The organism is Cognatilysobacter tabacisoli, assembly GCF_003586305.1.
GTDB classification, from domain to species: Bacteria; Pseudomonadota; Gammaproteobacteria; order Xanthomonadales; family Xanthomonadaceae; genus Cognatilysobacter_A; species Cognatilysobacter_A tabacisoli.
Genome location: NZ_QXJI01000001.1, coordinates 1,240,519 through 1,258,871, shown reverse-complemented (window position 1 = coordinate 1,258,871; position 18,353 = coordinate 1,240,519). Strand labels below are relative to the sequence as shown.

General features: G+C 70.7%; 21 protein-coding genes. 8 read left to right on the top strand and 13 right to left on the bottom strand.

Annotated elements, in window-relative coordinates; translation table 11 throughout:
• Window positions 1-165: 165 nt before the first annotated feature.
• From map to asnB, 7 genes are all read left to right on the top strand, one after another.
• The gene (gene map / locus D3A60_RS10420) at window positions 166-942 is read left to right on the top strand and encodes a type I methionyl aminopeptidase (protein WP_119718593.1); all 777 of its coding nucleotides are present in this window, start codon (window positions 166-168) and stop codon (window positions 940-942) included.
• Window positions 939-3,614 (top strand): [protein-PII] uridylyltransferase, encoded by a 2,676-nt coding sequence (gene glnD, locus D3A60_RS10415; protein WP_119718592.1) that lies wholly within the window; start codon window positions 939-941, stop codon window positions 3,612-3,614. Before map ends, glnD begins: the two co-directional genes overlap by 4 nt.
• Window positions 3,611-4,507, top strand: coding sequence for a 2,3,4,5-tetrahydropyridine-2,6-dicarboxylate N-succinyltransferase (gene dapD, locus D3A60_RS10410; RefSeq protein ID WP_119718591.1), 897 nt, complete (start codon window positions 3,611-3,613; stop codon window positions 4,505-4,507). Before glnD ends, dapD begins: the two co-directional genes overlap by 4 nt.
• A 6-nt stretch (window positions 4,508-4,513) precedes the next feature.
• Window positions 4,514-4,879: a Spx/MgsR family RNA polymerase-binding regulatory protein gene (locus D3A60_RS10405; protein ID WP_119718590.1), complete on the top strand. Its 366-nt coding sequence runs from the start codon at window positions 4,514-4,516 to the stop codon at window positions 4,877-4,879.
• On the top strand, window positions 4,876-5,109 hold the full coding sequence (locus D3A60_RS10400) for a hypothetical protein (RefSeq protein WP_119718589.1): 234 nt from the start codon (window positions 4,876-4,878) through the stop codon (window positions 5,107-5,109). The genes D3A60_RS10405 and D3A60_RS10400 overlap by 4 nt, the downstream gene beginning before the upstream one ends.
• On the top strand, window positions 5,106-6,254 hold the full coding sequence (gene dapE, locus D3A60_RS10395) for a succinyl-diaminopimelate desuccinylase (protein WP_119718588.1): 1,149 nt from the start codon (window positions 5,106-5,108) through the stop codon (window positions 6,252-6,254). Before D3A60_RS10400 ends, dapE begins: the two co-directional genes overlap by 4 nt.
• A 393-nt stretch (window positions 6,255-6,647) precedes the next feature.
• Window positions 6,648-8,342 carry an asparagine synthase B gene (gene asnB, locus D3A60_RS10390; protein WP_119718587.1) on the top strand — a complete coding sequence of 565 codons (1,695 nt, stop codon included), beginning with the start codon at window positions 6,648-6,650 and terminating at the stop codon, window positions 8,340-8,342.
• 52 nt (window positions 8,343-8,394) lie between these two features.
• Here asnB and D3A60_RS10385 read toward each other — a convergent pair whose 3' ends face one another.
• A complete protein-coding gene (locus D3A60_RS10385) occupies window positions 8,395-8,811 on the bottom strand; it encodes a DUF305 domain-containing protein (RefSeq protein WP_119718586.1) in 417 nt (138 codons plus the stop codon).
• Between the two features lie 132 nt (window positions 8,812-8,943).
• Entirely contained in the window at window positions 8,944-11,322 is a 2,379-nt protein-coding gene (locus D3A60_RS10380; protein ID WP_119718585.1) for a heavy metal translocating P-type ATPase, read from the bottom strand.
• A gap of 151 nt (window positions 11,323-11,473) precedes the next feature.
• Here D3A60_RS10380 and D3A60_RS10375 point away from each other — a divergent pair, with 151 nt between their 5' ends.
• Window positions 11,474-12,223, top strand: a complete 750-nt coding sequence (locus D3A60_RS10375) for a c-type cytochrome (protein WP_119718584.1) — start codon at window positions 11,474-11,476, stop codon at window positions 12,221-12,223.
• A gap of 80 nt (window positions 12,224-12,303) precedes the next feature.
• Here D3A60_RS10375 and D3A60_RS10370 read toward each other — a convergent pair whose 3' ends face one another.
• From D3A60_RS10370 to D3A60_RS14535, 11 genes are all read right to left on the bottom strand, one after another.
• Window positions 12,304-12,603, bottom strand: coding sequence for a hypothetical protein (locus D3A60_RS10370; RefSeq protein ID WP_119718583.1), 300 nt, complete (start codon window positions 12,601-12,603; stop codon window positions 12,304-12,306).
• Between the two features lie 125 nt (window positions 12,604-12,728).
• Complete coding sequence (locus tag D3A60_RS14545) at window positions 12,729-12,893, bottom strand: hypothetical protein (protein ID WP_157981465.1); 165 nt, start codon at window positions 12,891-12,893, stop codon at window positions 12,729-12,731.
• A 124-nt stretch (window positions 12,894-13,017) separates the two neighbouring features.
• A complete protein-coding gene (locus tag D3A60_RS14540) occupies window positions 13,018-13,161 on the bottom strand; it encodes a hypothetical protein (protein WP_157981464.1) in 144 nt (47 codons plus the stop codon).
• Window positions 13,162-13,202: 41 nt separating this feature from the next.
• Window positions 13,203-13,625, bottom strand: coding sequence for an ankyrin repeat domain-containing protein (locus D3A60_RS10365; RefSeq protein ID WP_196778708.1), 423 nt, complete (start codon window positions 13,623-13,625; stop codon window positions 13,203-13,205).
• Between the two features lie 14 nt (window positions 13,626-13,639).
• The gene (locus tag D3A60_RS10360) at window positions 13,640-14,191 is read right to left on the bottom strand and encodes a GrpB family protein (protein WP_119718581.1); all 552 of its coding nucleotides are present in this window, start codon (window positions 14,189-14,191) and stop codon (window positions 13,640-13,642) included.
• A gap of 91 nt (window positions 14,192-14,282) precedes the next feature.
• Window positions 14,283-15,107 (bottom strand): S1 family peptidase, encoded by an 825-nt coding sequence (locus tag D3A60_RS10355; protein WP_231120468.1) that lies wholly within the window; start codon window positions 15,105-15,107, stop codon window positions 14,283-14,285.
• A 57-nt stretch (window positions 15,108-15,164) separates the two neighbouring features.
• Window positions 15,165-15,569, bottom strand: a complete 405-nt coding sequence (locus tag D3A60_RS10350; protein WP_119718580.1) for a hypothetical protein — start codon at window positions 15,567-15,569, stop codon at window positions 15,165-15,167.
• Window positions 15,570-16,668: 1,099 nt separating this feature from the next.
• The gene (locus D3A60_RS10345; protein WP_157981463.1) at window positions 16,669-17,025 is read right to left on the bottom strand and encodes a hypothetical protein; all 357 of its coding nucleotides are present in this window, start codon (window positions 17,023-17,025) and stop codon (window positions 16,669-16,671) included.
• Between the two features lie 20 nt (window positions 17,026-17,045).
• Entirely contained in the window at window positions 17,046-17,483 is a 438-nt protein-coding gene (locus tag D3A60_RS10340; protein WP_119718578.1) for a hypothetical protein, read from the bottom strand.
• Between the two features lie 57 nt (window positions 17,484-17,540).
• Complete coding sequence (locus D3A60_RS10335; RefSeq protein ID WP_119718577.1) at window positions 17,541-17,900, bottom strand: hypothetical protein; 360 nt, start codon at window positions 17,898-17,900, stop codon at window positions 17,541-17,543.
• A gap of 105 nt (window positions 17,901-18,005) precedes the next feature.
• On the bottom strand, window positions 18,006-18,344 hold the full coding sequence (locus D3A60_RS14535; protein WP_157981462.1) for a hypothetical protein: 339 nt from the start codon (window positions 18,342-18,344) through the stop codon (window positions 18,006-18,008).
• Window positions 18,345-18,353: the final 9 nt, after the last annotated feature.

The following is an 18,353-nucleotide window of genomic DNA, read 5'->3' as shown; positions in this document are numbered from 1 at the left end:
GTGTGTATTCGCCTGTCCCGCCGCGGCTGCGGTCGGGGCTGACGCCCGGCGTGGGCGGCGCGTCGGGCCATCGGGCCGTTCGCTAAGCCGGCGAAGTGTAGCCGCAACAGTGGGTTGCGGGCAAATCGACACCCGGCCGTGAACGGCTTCGGCCATAATGGCGCCATGGCCATTACCGTGAAGACCCCCCAAGAGATCGAGCAGATGCGCGTCGCCGGCCGGCTGGCCGCCGAGGTCCTGCAGGTCGTCGCCCCCCACGTGAAGCCCGGCGTGACCACCGCCGAGCTCGACCGCATCTGCCACGACCACATCGTCCAGGTCCAGCAGGCGATCCCGGCGAACGTCGGCTACAAGGGCTTCCCGGCCACGGTCTGCACCTCGGTCAACAACGTCATCTGCCACGGCATCCCGAGCCAGGCCAAGGTCCTCAAGGACGGCGACATCGTCAACATCGACGTCACCGTGATCAAGGACGGCTGGCACGGCGACACCAGCCGCATGTACTACGTCGGCACCCCGTCGACGATGGCCCGCCGGCTGGTCGAGGTGACCCGCGAGGCGATGTTCCGCGGCATCCGCGTGGTCCGGCCGGGCGCCACCTTGGGCGACATCGGCGCGGCGATCCAGCAGTACGCCGAGGGCGAACGCTTCAGCGTGGTGCGCGAGTACTGCGGCCACGGCATCGGCAAGATCTACCACGAGGACCCGCAGGTGCTGCACTACGGCCGCGCCGGCGAGGGCATGGTGCTGAAGCCGGGCATGACCTTCACGATCGAGCCGATGATCAACGAGGGCGGTCGCCACACCAAGGTGCTGCCGGACGGCTGGACCGTGGTGACGAAGGACCGCAAGCTCTCCGCGCAGTGGGAGCACACGGTCGCGGTCACCGAGGACGGGGTCGAGATCCTCACCCGCCTGCCGGGCGACGACAACGACCTATGACCGGCTCCGTCCCCGGCGCCAACGCATCCGGGGCGGCCGAACGGTCCCACCCCAGCGCCGTGCCCGCCGCCGTTGACGACGCCGGCTGGATCGGGGCCGCGCGCGCCGCGCTGGCGGCCGCCGACGCGCAGCTGGCGCAGCGCTTCGACGCCGACGCGGACATCGATCGCCTGCTGGCCGACCGCGCCGCCGCGGTCGACGCGCAGGTGCTCGCCGCGTGGCAGCGCTGCATTCCCGCCGACGCCGGTATCGCGCTGTTCGCCGTCGGCGGCTACGGCCGCGCGGAGCTGTTCCCGCAGTCCGACGTCGACCTGCTCGTGATCGCCGAACCGCCGACGCAGGCCGCGCACGCCGACGCGCTGGCCCGCCTGTTCGCGCTGCTGTGGGACGCCGGCCTGCCGGTCGGCCACGCGGTCCGGTCGATCGCCCAGTGCGCCGAGGCCGCCAACGCCGACATCACCGTGCTGACCGCCATGCTCGAGGCGCGCACGCTGGTCGGCGACGCCGCCGACCGTGACGCGCTGCAGGCCGCGGTCGCGCCGACGGTGCTGTGGCCGGCGCAGCCGTTCTACCTGGCCAAACGCGACGAGCTGCGGCTGCGCCACGCGCGCTACGGCGACACCGCTGACAACCTCGAACCCAACCTCAAGGAAGGCCCCGGCGGGCTGCGCGACATCCAGACCCTGCGCTGGATGGCGCTGCGATTGATCGGCACCGGCGAGGGCGACGCGCTGGTCGCGCTCGGCCAGCTCGGCGCCGACGAAGCGGCCACGCTCGAACGCGAGCGCCGCGCGCTGTCGCGGCTGCGCTTCGGCCTGCACCTGGTCGCCGGCAAGCGCGAGGAGCGGCTGCGCTTCGACTACCAGAAGCTGCTGGCTGCGCGGCTCGGCCACGTCGACAGCGCCGACAACCTCGCGGTCGAGCAGATGATGCAGGGGTTCTACCGCGGCGCCGCCGTCGTGCTGCGGATCGGCGAGCGCCTGCTGCAGCGGTACGAGGAGCAGCTCGAAGGCGAGGGCGAGCCCGAGCCGATCGACGAGCGTTTCGAGCTGCGCCGCGGCTACCTCGCCGCGCGCGACGCCGCGTGGCCGCGCGCGGCCGCCGACGTGTTCGCGCTGTTCGCGACCTGGGCCGGCGCCGGCGCGGGTACGATCCGTGGGCTGCACTCGCGGACCGCGCGCGCGCTCGCCGAGGCGCTGCCGACAGTGCCGGCCTACGCCGATGCGACGCCCGCGCTGCGCCAGGCGTTCATCGGGCTGTTGCGCGGCCCCGAACCGGTCGCGACGATCACCCGGATGGCCCGCCTCGGCGTGCTCGGCCGCTGGATCCCGGCGTTCGCCAAGGTCACCGGGCGCATGCAGTTCGACCTGTTCCACGTCTACACCGTCGACCAGCACACGCTGGCGGTGCTGAAGAACCTGGCCCAGTTCGCGTCGGGCGAGCCCGACGAGCGCTTCAGCCTCGCGCACGAGGTCTGGCCGCGCCTGCGCAAGCCCGAGCTGCTGCTGCTGGCCGGCCTGTTCCACGACATCGCCAAGGGCCGCGGCGGCGACCACTCCGAGCTCGGCGCCGACGACACCCGCGCGTTCGGGCTGGCGCACGGCCTCAGCGACGGCGACGTGTCGCTGATCGAGTGGCTGGTGCGCAAGCACCTGCTGATGTCGACCACCGCGCAGAAGCAGGACATCGCCGATCCCGAGGTGATCCACCGCTTCGCCACGCTGGTCGCCGACCGCGAGCGCCTCGACCACCTGTACCTGCTGACCTGCGCCGACATCGCCGGCACCTCGCCGAAGCTGTGGAACGCGTGGAAGGACCGGCTGATGGCCGACCTGTACACCGCGACGCGCCTCGCGCTGCGTCGCGGGCTGGAGCACCCCGTCGCCGGCGCCGAGCGCAGCGCCGAGACCCGCGCCGCCGCGCGCGCGATGCTGTCGGCGTTCGGCATCGACGACGCGCACGCCGACGCGCTGTTCGAGCGCATGCCCGAGGTCGCGTTCGAGCGCGGCCGCCCCGACCAGGTCGCATGGCAGGCGGTGTCGCTGCGCGACGTGCCGGTCGGGCAGACGCGCGTGTGCGCGCGGCCGCTGACCGCGCGCGAGGGCGCGCTGGAGGTGTTCGTGCATTCGCCCGACCGCGACGGCCTGTTCGCCGCGATCGTCGCGACCCTCGACCGCTGCGGGCTGGCGATCCAGCAGGCGCGCGTGCTCGACGCGCCGCACGGCATGGTGTCCGACAGCTTCGAGGTGATCCCGACCGACCCGCGCCAGGCGCCCGGCGTCGACGATGTCGAGCGCAAGCTCGCGCAGGTGCTGGCCGGCCCGCTCGATGCGGTGCGCCCGGCGCGGCGCACGCAGCCGCGCCACCTCAGGCATTTCCGCATCGCCCCGCAGGTCGGCTTCAACACCGTCGACCACGACGGCGCGCCGCGCACGGTCCTCAGCCTGGTCTGCACCGACCGCCCGGGCCTGCTCGCCGACGTCGCGCGCGCGCTGCGCGACCAGGGCCTGCGCGTGCACGACGCGCGCATCGCGACCTTCGGCGAGCGCGCCGAGGACGTGTTCCAGATCACCGCCCCCCACGCCGACGGCCGCGAGCGGCCGCTGGACGACACGCAACAGCAGGCCCTGCGCGACGCGCTGCTGGCCTGCCTCGATGGAGATGCACGATGACCACTGCCGAAAAGCCCGCCCGCAAGACCCCGCGCAAGAAGGCCGCCCCGAAGGGCGCCGGCGTCGACGAGCTGAAGTTCATGATCGACAGCGCGTTCGAGCGCCGCTCGATGCTGACGCCCGACGAGATCGACGGCTCCACGCGGCCGTCGGTCGAGCGCGTGATCGAGGGCCTCGAGCGCGGCGAATTCCGCGTCGCCGAGCCGGACGGTAACGGCGGCTGGAAGGTCAACGAGTGGCTGAAGAAGGCCGTGCTGCTGTACTTCCGCACGCAGGAAATGGAGCTGGTCGAAGCCGACCCGGCGCCGTTCTGGGACAAGGTGCCGGCGCGCTTCGCCGGCTACGGCGAGGCCGACTTCCGCAAGCTCGGCGCGCGCGTCGTGCCGGGCGCGATCGCGCGGCGCGGCAGCTTCATCGGCAAGGACGTGGTGCTGATGCCGAGCTTCGTCAACATCGGCGCGCACGTCGGCGAGGGCACGATGGTCGACACCTGGGCCACGGTCGGTTCGTGCGCGCAGGTCGGCAAGCACTGCCACCTGTCCGGCGGCGCCGGCATCGGCGGCGTGCTCGAGCCGCTGCAGGCCAGCCCGACGATCATCGAGGACCACTGCTTCATCGGTGCGCGCTCCGAGGTGGTCGAAGGCTTCGTCGTCGGCCACCACAGCGTGATCGGCATGGGCGTGTTCCTCGGCCAGTCGACCCGGGTCTACAACCGCATGACCGGCGAGATCACGTACGGGCGCGTGCCGCCGTACAGCGTGGTCGTGTCCGGCCAGCTGCCGGCGAAGGACGGCTCGCACTCGCTGTACTGCGCGGTGATCGTCAAGCAGGTCGACGCCAAGACCCGCTCGAAGACCTCGATCAACGACCTGCTGCGCGGCCTGGCGGACTGACCTGCGATGACCACGACCGTCTACGGCCTGACGAACTGCGACACCTGCCGCAAGGCGCGAAAGTGGCTCGACCGCTTCGGCGTCGCGCACGAGTTCGTCGACTACCGCGACCAGCGCCAGACGCCCGAGACGCTCGACGCGTGGCGCGCGCAGCTCGGCGGCTGGGAGGCGATGGTCAACAAGTCGTCGACCACTTGGCGCACGCTGCCCGACACGCGCAAGGCGCCCGGCTCCGATGCCGAATGGCGGCTGCTGCTGAAGGAGTACCCGCAGCTGATCCGTCGCCCGGTCGTCGTCACCGACGACGGCGTGGTCACGCAGGGCTTCAGCGACAACGGATTCAAGAAGCGCTTCGGGGTCGGCCCGGCATGAGCGCCGCGCGCTGGGCGATGCTGGTGGCCGCGTCGCTAGCGGCGTTCGTCGTCGGCGGTGTAGTGGTCGGCCTGCTCGTCCTGGCGTTTGGCCAGTCGCTGCTCGGCTGGCACGACAACATCGGGCCGGAAGTCCGCTGGGCGGTGATCGGCGGCCTCCTCGCGGCCATGGCCACGGCGATCGCGCTGTTCGAGCGCTGGACCCGCACCTCTCCGGAGCAACGCCGATGAGCGACGTCCTCGACCTGACCTGCGACCTGATCCGCCGCGCCTCGGTGACGCCGGCCGACGAAGGCTGCCAGGCCGTGATCGCGCAGCGCCTCGGCGCCGCCGGGTTCACCTGCGAACACCTGCGCTTCGGCGAGGTCGACAACCTGTGGGCGACCCATGGCGATGCGGCTTCCGGCCCGACGCTGGTGCTGCTCGGCCACACCGACGTGGTGCCGCCGGGCCCGCGCGAGGCCTGGGCCAGCGACCCGTTCGCGCCCGAGGTCCGCGACGGGGTGCTGTACGGCCGCGGCGCCGCCGACATGAAGGGCAGCGTCGCCGCGTTCGTGCTTGCCGCCGAGCAGTTCGTGCGGGCGCACCCGCGGCACGCCGGGCGCATCGCCGTGCTGCTGACCTCGGACGAGGAGGGCGATGCGATCGACGGCGTGCGCAAGGTCGCCGATCTGTTCCGCGCGCGCGGCGAGCGCATCGACTGGTGCGTGACCGGCGAGCCCTCGTCGACGCGCGTGCTCGGCGACCTGCTGCGCGTCGGCCGCCGCGGCAGCCTGTCGGCGACGCTGACGGTGCGCGGCGTGCAGGGCCACGTCGCGTATCCCGAGAAGGCGCGCAACCCGATCCACCAGGCGCTGCCGGCGCTGGCCGCGCTGACCGCGCGGCGCTGGGACGACGGCTACGAGAGTTTCCCGCCGACCAGCCTGCAGGTCAGCAACGTGCACGCGGGCACCGGCGCCAACAACGTCATCCCCGGCGAACTGCAGGTGCTGTTCAACCTGCGCTACAACCCGACGTGGAGCGCCGACGCGCTGGTCGCCGAATGCGAGTCGATCCTAGCCGCGCACGGGCTCGACGCAAATGGCCCGGACTGCAGCATCCACTGGCACCGCAGCGGCGAGCCGTTCTACACGCCGGAAGGTCCACTGCGCGCCGCCGCGCGCGACGTGCTGGCCGCGTTCGCCGGCGCCGCGCCGGAGGAGAGCACCGGCGGCGGCACCTCGGACGCGCGCTTCATCGCGCCGCTCGGCGCGCACTGCATCGAGATCGGCCCGGTCAACGCCAGCATCCACAAAGTCGACGAGCACGTCCGCGTCGCCGACCTCGAGCGCCTGCCGGATCTGTACCGCGCGCTGATCGAGCGCCTTCTGGCCTGACGGACAGCCGGCGCCGGGCACCGCGCCCGGCGCGCGTCGCGGCCGTTACGCGCGCGCTGTCCGGACGCGTCGGCGGCCGCCGTTGGTTTCCGATGTAAGGGTTGCAAAGACCCCAAGGCCGCACGCAGGATCGAGCCATGCCCGCCGTCCGCCCCCTCGCCACCGCCGCAGCCGCCCGCGCCCCGCGCCGTGCGTGCGCCGCGTGCGCGATGACGACCGTGGCCGGCCTGCGCCGCAACGCCAACCGGAATAACAACGCCAACCCTCCACAGGCCGGCGATTAGCACCTAGCTCCACGCACCTCATCGCTCTCCCCGGCCTGCACTGCGAAGTGCGGGCTTTTTTGTTTCCGCGACTCGCCGATCCCCGTCCAACCCCATCGGAGCCCGTCCCATGTGTTCGATCCTCGGCCTGTTCGGCCTGCAACCCGACGACGATGCGGTCGGCCTGCGCCGCCTCGCGCTCGACCTGTCCCGTCGCCAGCGCCACCGCGGCCCGGACTGGAGCGGCGTGTACCAGGACGCGCGCGCGATCCTCGTCCACGAGCGCCTCGCCATCGTCGACCCCGCCGGCGGTGCGCAGCCGCTGCGCTCGGGCGACGGCGACCTCGTGCTCGCGGTCAACGGCGAGATCTACAACCACCGCGAGCTGAAGCAGCAGCTCGCCGCGCCGTACGACTTCCAGACCGGCTCGGACTGCGAGGTCATCAACGCGCTGTACCGGCAGCAGCCCGACATCGGCGCGTGGCTCAACGCGTTGAACGGCATCTTCGCGTTCGCGCTGTGGGACCGCGCCGCCGGGCGCTGCCTCATCGCGCGCGACCCGATCGGCGTCTGCCCGCTGTACTGGGGCCACGACGCGCATGGCCGGCTCATGGTGGCCTCGGAGATGAAGGCACTCGTCGACCACTGCTCCGACGTCGCCGCGTTCCCGCCCGGGCACTACTACGACAGCGCCGTCGGCGAGCCGGTGCGCTACTACAGGCCGGCCTGGCGCGACTACGCGAAGACGCAGGGCGTCGAGGTGCCGCTGGCCGAGCTGCGCGAGGCGTTCGAGGCCGCCGTGCACCGCCAGCTGATGACCGACGTGCCGTACGGCGTGCTGCTGTCGGGCGGGCTCGACTCGTCGCTGGTCGCCGCGGTCGCCGCGCGCTATGCCCGCCACCGCATCGAGGACAACGACGCGACGGAGGCGTGGTGGCCGCGCCTGCATTCGTTCGCGATCGGCCTGCCGGGCTCGCCCGACCTCGCCGCCGCCGAGGTCGCCGCGAAGGCGCTCGGCACCGTGCACCACGGGTTCACCTATTCGTTCGACGAAGGGCTCGACGCGCTGCCCGAGGTCATCCGCCACGTCGAGACCTACGACGTCACCACCATCCGCGCGTCCACGCCGATGTTCCTGCTGGCGCGGCGGATCAAGGCGATGGGGGTCAAGATGGTGCTGTCGGGCGAGGGCAGCGACGAGGTGTTCGGCGGCTACTTGTACTTCCACAAGGCGCCGGACGCGCGCGAGTTCCACGACGAGACGGTGCGCAAGCTCGACGCGCTGCACGCGTACGACTGCCTGCGCGCGAACAAGTCGATGATGGCCTGGGGCGTCGAGCCGCGCGTGCCGTTCCTCGACCGCGCGTTCCTCGACGTCGCGATGCGCATGGACGCGCAGCACAAGCGCGTGCGCCCGGGCCCGCAGGGCGGGCGACCGATCGAAAAGGCGATCCTGCGCGAGGCGTTCGTCGGCCACCTGCCCGACGAGATCCTGTGGCGGCAGAAGGAGCAGTTCAGCGACGGCGTCGGCTACGGCTGGATCGACGGCCTCAAGGCGCACGCCGAGGCGCAGGTCAGCGACCGCGTGTTCGCCGCCGCGGCCGCCCGCTTTCCGCACAACCCGCCGCAGACCAAGGAGGCCTACCTGTACCGGCACATCTTCGAGCAGTACTTCCCCGGCGCTGCCGCGGCGGCGACTGTGCCCGGCGGCAAGTCGATCGCGTGCTCGTCGCCGGCCGCGATCGCGTGGGACGCCGCATTCGCGAACGCCGCCGATCCGTCGGGCCGTGCGGTCGCGGGGGTGCACGACGCGGCGCTGGGGTAGGCGCGAAGAACGCCGTGCGCCCGGGAGGCCGCGTCGCAGGCCCGCCTGCGTGCTACTTGGTGTAGCGGGCCATCTGCTGGATTTCGGCCTGCTGCGCGGTCTTCATCTTGCGGGCCAGCGCCTTCAGCTCGGCGCTTTTGCCGTGCCGGATCAGGATGTCGGCCATCTTGATCGCCTGCTCGTGGTGCATCGTCATCATCGTCGCGAAGTCGCGGTCGACGTCGCCCGACATCGGCATCGCCTTGCTGCCCGACTTCATCGCGTGGTGCAGCTGCTGCGACGGCGTCATCTTGCTCATGTCGTGGCCGGGCATGCCGTGGTCGCCGGCGTGATGCCCGGACGTGGCCGGCGTCGGAGTCGGCTGCGCCGCCACCTTCTTCGGATCATGCGCGTGGGCGGCGGACGCCAGCGACAGGGCGGCCGCGAGCAGTGCGGCGAGATGGACGGCAGTGGGGACGATGCGCTTCATGGCGATTCTCCTGGACGGGCGCGCGACACGGCGCTGGGGTGCGCCCTTGTTCGCACACCCGCTGTCCGGCGCCAGTGAAGCGGAGCGAGCGCGGTCAGCGGACGCTCATCGCGGTGAAGTGCCGGCGCGGATTCACAAACGCGCGCGCCCAAGCCGCAGCGCGTTGGCGACCACCGACACCGAGCTCAGGCTCATCGCAAGCGCCGCGATCATCGGGCTCAGCAGCCAGCCGGTGAACGGGAACAGCACGCCCGCGGCGATCGGCACCCCGAGCGCGTTGTAGACGAACGCGAACCCGAGGTTCTGCTTCATGTTCGCCACCGTCGCCGTGGACAGGCTGCGCGCGCGCAGCAGCCCGCGCAGGTCGCCCTTGACCAGGGTCACCTGCGCGCTCGACATCGCCACGTCGGTGCCGGTGCCCATCGCCACGCCGACGTCGGCCGCGGCCAGCGCGGGCGCGTCGTTGATGCCGTCGCCGGCCATCGCCACGCGCCGTCCCTGCGCCTTCAGCCGCTGCACCAGGTCGACCTTGTCGCGCGGCCGCACCTCGCCGTGGACCTCGTCGATGCCGAGCGTGCGGGCGACGGCCTGCGCGGTCGCGACGCCGTCGCCGGTGGCCATGACGATCCGCAGTCCGGCATCGTGCAGCGCGGCGATCGCCTCCGGCGTCGACGCCTTGATCGGGTCGGCCACTGCCAGAAGCCCGGCGAGCGCGCCGTCGACCGCCAGGTACATCACGCTGGCGCCGTCGTGCCTCAGCGCGTCGGCGCGTTCCAGCAGCCCTGCCGTCGGCAGGCCCAGTTCGTCCATCAGCGCGGTGTTGCCGATCGCCACCGCGCGCCCGTCGACGCGGCCGCGCGCGCCGATGCCCGTCGACGACTCGAAGCCGTCAGGTGACGACAGCGCCAGTCCGCGCCGCCGGGCCTCGGCGACGATCGCCGCGGCCAGCGGGTGCTCGCTGGCCTGGTCGAGGCTCGCCGCCAGCCGCAGCACCTCGTCGTCGGCGAACGGCTCGACCGCCACCGCCGTGCGGAAGGCCGGCCGGCCCTCGGTCAGCGTGCCGGTCTTGTCGACAATCAGCGTGTCGATGCGGCGGAAGTGTTCGATCGCCTCGGCGTCGCGGAACAGCACGCCGGCCTGCGCGCCGCGCCCGGTCGCGACCATGATCGACATGGGCGTGGCCAGCCCGAGCGCGCACGGGCACGCGATGATCAGCACCGACACCGCGTTGAGCACCGCGTAGGTCCACGACGGCTCCGGCCCGGCCAGCCCCCACGCGAACAGCGTGGCCAGCGCGATGGCCAGCACCGCCAGCACGAACCAGTACGCGACCCGGTCGGCCATCCGCTGCATCGGCGCGCGCGAGCGCTGCGCCTGCGCGACCAACTGCACGATCTGCGCCAGCACCGTCTCCGAACCGACCTTGTCGGCGCGGATCACCAGGCTGCCGGCGCCGTTGAGCGTCGCGCCGATCACCGTCGCGCCGGCCGCCTTCTCGACCGGGATCGGCTCGCCGGTCAGCATCGACTCGTCGACGTTCGAGCGGCCATCGACGACCACGCCGTCGACCGGCACCTTCTCGCCCGGCCTCACCCGCAGGCGGTCATCGACGTGCACGTGCGACAGCGCGATGTCCTCCTCGCTGCCGTCGTCGCGCAGCCGGCGCGCGGTCTTCGGCGCCAGCCCGAGCAGGGCCTTGATGGCGAGCGACGTGCGCGAGCGCGCGCGCAGCTCCAGCAGCTGGCCCAGCAGGGTCAGCGAAACGATCACCGCCGCCGCCTCGTAGTACACGCCCACCCGGCCGTGCGCGCGGAACGACGGCGGAAAGATCCCGGGCGCCACCGTCGCCACCACGCTGTAGCCGAACGCGGCCGCCACGCCGATGCCGATCAGCGTCCACATGTTTGGGCTGCGCCGCGCGATCGACTGCGCGCAGCGCACGAAGAACGGCCAGCCCGCCCACAGCACCACCGGCGCGCTCAGCGCCAGCTCCAGCCACGTGCGCGTCGCCGTCGTCAGCCACGGGTCGAGCCGGTGGCCCAGCATCGCCAGCGCCAGCACGACGACGGTCAGCGGCAGCGTCCACCAGAACCGCCGGCCGAAGTCGCGCAGTTCGGGGTTGTCGTCGTCGTCGAGCGACGGCATCAGCGGCTCGAGCGCCATGCCGCAGATCGGGCAGCTGCCGGGGTGGTCCTGGCGGATCTGGGGGTGCATCGGGCAGGTGTAGATGGTCGCGCCCCCCGTGTCGGCCGGTGCGGGGACGGCGGCCGGTCGCGCCGCGTCCGCGGCGACAGACGGTGCGAACGCCTCCGGCTGCGCGACAAAGCGCTCGCGGCAGCGCGCCGAGCAGAAGTGGTAGGCCTGCCCGTCGTGCTCGGCGTGGTGGGACGTCGCCTGCGGATCGACCGTCTTGCCGCAGACCGGGTCGCGTGCAGCGGGCCCGACGCCGCCGGGCGATGCCGACGGTGGGCGGGCAGGGTGGGCGTGCGCGTCGTGGTCGTGCGGCTGCATGCGGCCTCCGGGTCCGGCGGGCGTGGCGGCGATCGCATCGCCGCACGGGCGGCGACGGGTGAAGCGTACGTGGGCGAGGGGCCGCGCACGCTCGCGTATCCTGCGCCCCTTGGCGCGCACGGTGTGTGTGTGCCCCCTCGCAGGATCTCGCATGGCACGGCACGGCACCCCCACACGCGCATCGGGCAGGGCCCTGGGCTGGCTGCTCGGCGCGGTCGCCGCGCTGCTGCTGCTGGCGCTGGCGGCGCTCGGCTTCGCCCACTCGGGCATCTACAACATCGGCGCCGACGATCCGCACCACCCGCTCACCCACACCCTGCTGACGTCGATGCGCGAGGCCTCGCTGCGCTCGCACGCGGGCAGGCTGCAGGTGCCGGCCGGGCTCGACGCGCGCGAGCGCCTGGTCCAGGGCGCCGGCAACTACGACGCGATGTGCGCGCAGTGCCACCTCGCGCCCGGCATGGCGCCGACCGAGCTCAGCCGCGGCCTGTACCCGAGCCCGCCCGACCTGACCCTCGGCACGCGCGACGTCGCGACCGCGTTCTGGGCGATCAAGCACGGCATCAAGGCCAGCGGCATGCCCGCGTGGGGCCACAGCATGGGCGACGAGTACGTGTGGAACCTCGCCGCGTTCGTGACCACGCTGCCGACGCTCGACGCCGACGCCTACCGCGCGATGGTGGCCAGCAGCGGCGGTCACTCGCACGGCGGCGGCGAGACGGCGCCGCACGGCGGGACCGACCACCACGGCGGCGCGGGGTCGTCGCCCGCCCCCGCGGACGACCACCACGCGCGCGACGCCGGCGACGCGCACCACCCCGAGCCGGCAACCCCGGCCGCGCCCGCCGACGAGGCGCCTGCGCACGACCACGCCCCGGGCACGCCGCCGCACCACGACTGAGAGCGGACCCGCTCCGCCCCGCCGGCGCTGTGAGCGCCAACGACGCAGGCGACGGCCCGCGCGGTCGGGCGGGGCATCGATCAGGAGGGGTTTGCGGCGGGCCCGACCAGCAGGACGTACGCCGCCAGGCCGGCCAGCAGCAGCCAGCAGGTCCAGTAGAGCGCGCGCTCCCACCGGGTCAGCGATGTGCCGGCGGCGCGTTCCAGGCGTTGGCGGTGAAACATTGCGGCGGCATGGACGGCCAGCCCGACGACGAGCAGCCCGAGCTTGAACGGATCGAGCCACGGCGCGAGGAACAGGGCCAGGCCGGCGGCCGCGATGCAGGCCCCGACGAGGCCGAGCACTTCGGCAGACTTGAGGCGATTACGCAGGCGGTCCATGGACCCTCCCGTTGCGTGATGCCGGCGCTGTGGCGGTCAACACATCGGCGCAGCCCAGCGTCAGGTTCGGCTGCGCACCGCAGGGTCAAGCGGACCGCACGCGGCAGCGGCCCCCGGGGACGCCGTCAGGAGTGCGCGGTGCGGAAACCCGCCCGGGCGTGCCCCAGCCAGTGACGCACGCAGCGCAGGCACGCCTGCGCCAGCCGCACGACGCCGACCATGGCAACCAGCAGCGCCGACAGCACGAACAGGAAGCCCGGGCTGTTGGAAAGCATGGAATCCAGGATCACGGCGGCCACCTCCCTTGCGCGCCCAGTCTACTGCCGTCTGCCGCGACGAGCCTGACCGGGAGGACACCGGTCCCGCACCCGATCAGGTGGTCGCCCTTGCCACGCGGCTGGCGCGCGTTCCTCGCTACAGGTGGCGCGTGATCGTCGGCGCGCGGTCCCACGCGTTGGCGCGGCCGTCCTCGTACTGGATCGGCGCGGCCGCCAGCTCCTCGTCGCCGGCGTCGTCGAGCGTGGTCGCGATCGTTTCACCACGCCTTTCGACAGGCACGGGTCTCAACCACGCTTAAACCTCGCGCGTGTGGGCCGCTGCTATGCCGGCGGCACAGGCACGTCGGCGAAGAATTGCGCCACGTCGAAGTTGCCGATGTTCCGGGCCAGGCCCACCGGCGAGATGCCGCTGTTGTTCTCCGCCAACGGGTCGGCACGGGCTGCGCGGAGCGCGCGGATCACGTCGCCTTGGCCTCTCGACGAGAACACCGCCCGCCACAGGGGCGTATTGCCGAATGCGTCGCGCGGTTCCGTCGTGGCCCCCGCGCGCAGCAGCGCCGATACGACGTCCGCGGCGCTGGCCTGGGCAGCGAAGTGCAATGGCGTCCAGCCGTTTCGGTCCGGCGCATTCGGGTCGGAACCTGCCTTGAGCAGCTGCTCGACCGCGCGCACGTCACCGTCGGCGGCCGCGTAGTGCAGCGCGTTGCGTCCGTCAGCGTCAGGGCCGTTGGCTGGGGTTTGCATTGCTCCACCCTCCGTCATGGTCGATTGCCGCCGTGCAACTCACGCAACGGGTCGATTCCCGTGCCCGCGGCGGCCAGCACCTTCTCGATGAAGGGCCCTTTCGCCTCGGTGTACGCCGCCTTTTCGGACGCGTATCGCACGGCAAGATGCTGCTTCAGCGATGCATAGGATTGCATGAGCGCCGGGTCCCGGCGCAGCGCGTCGCGGAACAGCAGGTGCTGCCGCCACAGTGCCCCGGCCCGCACGAGCGCATGCAGGTGTACGCGCGGCGTGCCGCCGGCCGCCCGCACGAAGTAGCGCCGCTCCGGAATCACGCTCTCGTACTCGGGCCGGTAGACGAAGCCTATCGCGGCGAGCGCGGCGATCCGCATCGCGACGCCGTCGAGCGCGTCCACCCCAAGCGCCACGTCGATCACGGGCTTCGCACACAGCCCCGGCACGGCGGTGCTGCCGATGTGCTCCAGCGCCGCGTCCAGCGGCGACAACGCTGCGCGCAGCTCGGCCTCGACCTGCGCGTACTGCGCAGGCCAGGTGGGCTGATAGTCGATGACGCGGAGTTCCGCCATGCGTGTCCCGTGCGCTCCCGTGTTCGACCGGTCGTCCCGCGGCTCGGCACAATCTGATCGATCGCATCCTCGCCGAGGCCTCGGCCACCGCTCACGGCTGCGCGGCGATCACGCCTTCGATCCAGTCCGCGTAGTGGCTCAAACGGACATTGCAGGTGATCTGGCCATAGCGCCCGGGCGTCCGCTCGCTGCTCTGCGGGTCCGACCACGAGGTCAGGCCTGCCACCACCCAGCCCGTACCGGACTGGATCAGGACGGGCCCGCCGCTGTCGCCGCTTCCGGACCCGCCTTCGAGGGGCAGGGCGTCCGCCGGCTTGTCGAACACGTAGCAAAGCCAGCGGCCATCGGCGCTGGTGACTTTGTTGTGCGCGCGGCGAAGCGCGGTGCGGTGCGAGCTGCTCCACTCGTAGCCGGTGCCGCCGTTACCGGTGGCGCCTTTCCCCACGATCGTGACGGTCTGGCCGAACTCGTCGTCGCCCGTGTTCATCGCGACCGGCGCGACGTCCTCGACGGGTCGCGCGAGCTTGATCAGCGCGATGTCGTCCGACGAGGCCAGCAGCACCCGGAACAGCGTCCAGTCCCACGTCGCCAGGGCCTGGTCCAGCAGCGCCTGCGGCGGCTTCCTGTGCCCGGGGTGGATGACGAGCCGCTCGACGTCGCGTGGTTGGCCGTTGACCGTGACCTGCCTGATTTCCGATTGCCAGGAGACCGCATGCGCGGCCGTCACCACCCACTGCGGCGCCACCAGCACGCCATGCCCCTCGCCCGGCAGGTCGGCCAGCGCGGGAAATTCGGAGGCCGGTACCCGGTACGTCGAGTCCTCCACGTCGTCCCGGATGACGATCGCGCCGGCGCTGGAGGACACGGCCAGCAGTGCGAGCATTACGAGCCGGATCATGTGCGATTCCTTGTACATCGTGTGGATTGATCCTTGACCTGCGCGACGCAGCGAGGCGGGGTGGCCCTGCACACGTTACTGCGCGGCATGGCCACCAAACACCGCCCAGAGGATCAGGCCGCCCAACACCATCGACGAGGCGCCGAGCAGCGGAAGAAAGCGCAGCGCCTGCGGCACCGAGCGCTCGGCGAACCGGCGATGCACTGGCCATGGGACAAGGAGGAGGCCCAATGAAGTGACCAGCAGCAGCCAACCGAACACGGTGAACGCACCCGGCCACAGGGCGCGAGGCGCAGCCAGCAGGAACGCGGCGCCGAGAACAACGCGAATCGCAAGCTCAGCGTAGTGCTTGCCCGGCGACCCAGCGAAGCCCAAGAAAAAGCGAGACGCGCGGGTCGGCGCCACGAGCGAAACGGTGCCGAGGGCGAACAGGAATACGCCCGCGGCGGTTACGAGGGCGAGGGTTGCAGCATCGATCACTCTGGTTCCCCATCAACCGGGGCGCGAAGCCGCGTCGGCTTGAAATCTTTACGCGGCATCCCCGCCGCCGGGGCAAGGCACGATGGACTCGATGACCGGCAGAGGAGCTGGCGCGTCCGTATAGCTGTAGATTTCCAAGCCGCTGATGCAGCCGTCTTTACCCCAAACGATGATTCCCAAGTCCTCGCCAGTGGGCGACTTGCCAGTTGCATCGGCGAGTGGCTCCCACACCGCTCCATTGGACGCGGGTGGAGAGAAGTCAACCGAGGCGCAACCACATCCGCAGCGCCTCACTACGCGGAGCGACCGAACCGAGGCGAGTAGAGACGGAGGCACCTCGGCCAGATGGGCCGCTTTCAGCGCTCGCTCGACGACCGAGGCTTCTGCCTCGGTAACTAGCCGCGGGGTCAGCGATGCTCTGGCCATGCTGCCTAACGTATGCGTTAAGCGGCGCCGCGAAGCGGCGTCGGCTTGGACGTGTTGCTAGTGCCGATGGTACGCATCAGCGACCGGCTGTATGCAGGGTTGGAGCGACCGTAACGACCGTTCAACTAAACCTTCGAACGGGTGGCCGGACTCGGAAAACTTGAGTCGATGGCGGTTACCAAACCCATCAACGGACTCAAGGTGATAGGCCGACCCGTGCAGGACCAATCGCCCGGCCGGTCCAGGCAGTCCGAGCCCGACGGGCAATGACACGCGCTGGAGCTGGCCAATGACCTCCGATGCGGCCGGACACTGTGCGAAAGGAATACGCGTGGCACAGGTCCGCCTTTCGTCACCGATCTCCACCAACAGGAATGACTGGCGGGTTGAATTGGAAGCCGTGCTCTTCCCGTTCTCCAGCGTGACGGCCGTAGTTGGTCCGCGGCTGGTGTCTGGATCGATTGCGAGACGAAACGTACCCACCGTTAGCATCCGATCCGCCCACGTGCCGGCAAACAGGTCCAATCCCTCTCCTGCGCATACCGGCGCCGACAGGCTCGGCGGCTGCGCGTAAACGTCCGCATAGGCTGTGGCAGCAACCATCAGTGCCACGAGAATCTTTGTCATGGGCGCGAACGCCTTCGACGAACTGTTGGGGGCGACCGCAGTGGTCCTAGTCATACAAGAAGCCTTCCGTGGAAAGCCAGTTGCAGAACACCTCTCTTGCTTCTTCAGCCGCGGGGTCCTGTGGACCAAGCTCAGATGAGAAATGCTCTGCGTGGCGACGCAGGAGGTAACCCTCAACTACCTTCTTGGCGTTGAGGATGCCGAGTTCCATTTCGCCCTCCAAGGTGTCCTCACGAATTCGAACAGCCAGGAGCTCTGCCGCTTGCACCGCCGCTTCCCGTGTCAAGTCGGCCTCTTGGATCTGCATGTCAGGCGCGATGGAGCTTGCGCGACCGGTGCAGAGGTCCGATGAAGCTGGCGAACCAGAGGTAGCCAAGACCACCAGGGCGACGAGCATCTTCATGGTGGCGCCTGTCATCTGAGTTAAGCCGGGCCGCGGAGCGGCTTCGGCGTGGTCGAGTTGTCAGCTTCCAGGCGATTGAGCAGCGTCAGCCACAACTGTGGGACGACCAGCATGGCGGCACTGTCGAGAAAAGTCATTTTCCAGTGCAGCTCGTCGAACAGGCTGGCCCAACCGACGTGGCCCCCCGCAGGCTCCGCGACGGAGTTGAGGATAAAGACGATGGCCCACAGCGTGGCCGCCGCGATACCAAGACTGGCCGCCAGCACTGACAAATGAGTGATCCGCCCCACACGACGAGCCACGACCAGCGCGATGGGGATCGCGACGAGCAAGGTTCCGGTTTGGCCGGCGAGCCTGGAAGTGGTTCCCAGCAGCTCAAGGGCGATCTGCACGGCGAGCCCCACGACGATGCAGAGCAGCGCGAAGGTCGACGTTGCGAGCGCGATACTTCCTTTCATGGCAGCCGTCTCCTGGGTGCAGTCGCGCCGGGAAGCGGCGTCGGCTTCGAAGAATTGTTAGGACGACTGCTCAGCGGCACACGCATCTCGGACGACGGGCAGGCCATCATAAAAACGGCGCCCAGCGGACGGCATGGAGTCGTACCCGACGGCCTTCTTATCCCGGCTGAGCATGACCACGTACTGCTCGAACGCAACGCCCTGCGGAATCTTGCCTGCAAGGCACTTGCAGAACGACTCGATGCCGACCACCACCTGGCACTGTGCAGCGAATGCGCCGTTCTCACGTTGCCGGCTGTCGATCGAAGCGAAGTTCTCGGTCGCGCTGCGCGTGCCTGACGCCGAGTCCACGACCTGCGTCGTCTGGGCCGCAGAGGCAGCGCTGAACGTCAAGAGGATGAAAGCCAGATGCTTCATGCGGATCCAATCTCCCTGTGCGCCCTAGCGCCTGAGCTAAGCCGCGCCGCGAAGCAGCGTCGGCGTGGACGAATTATTAGGCCGCGGCCCGAGTGTCCAGAGCACTCATCCGGGCACATGCGGAATCGTTACACGGCCGTCCGTGTCGTCGCTAAAGCTGGTCACCTGCACGGTAATTGAGTAGAGATCGTCCCCATCCAACGTGGCCGGGTTGGGGACACTACCCCGATCAATGTCGATTCGTAGAGCCTCGAGCGCTGAAACCAGAGCGGGCAGTTGCTTGGGCGTTATCTCGGCTCGGACCACCACAGCTTTGCCTCCGAGCAAATGCATGTCGTCTACACCGGAGCATGCGCGACTCACGGCAAGCCTGACATCCTCCGTGATCTTACGAATGGGCTCACTTGAGGTGGCAACGAGCTGGATGAGCTTCTGGTTGGTCATGGTCTCGTC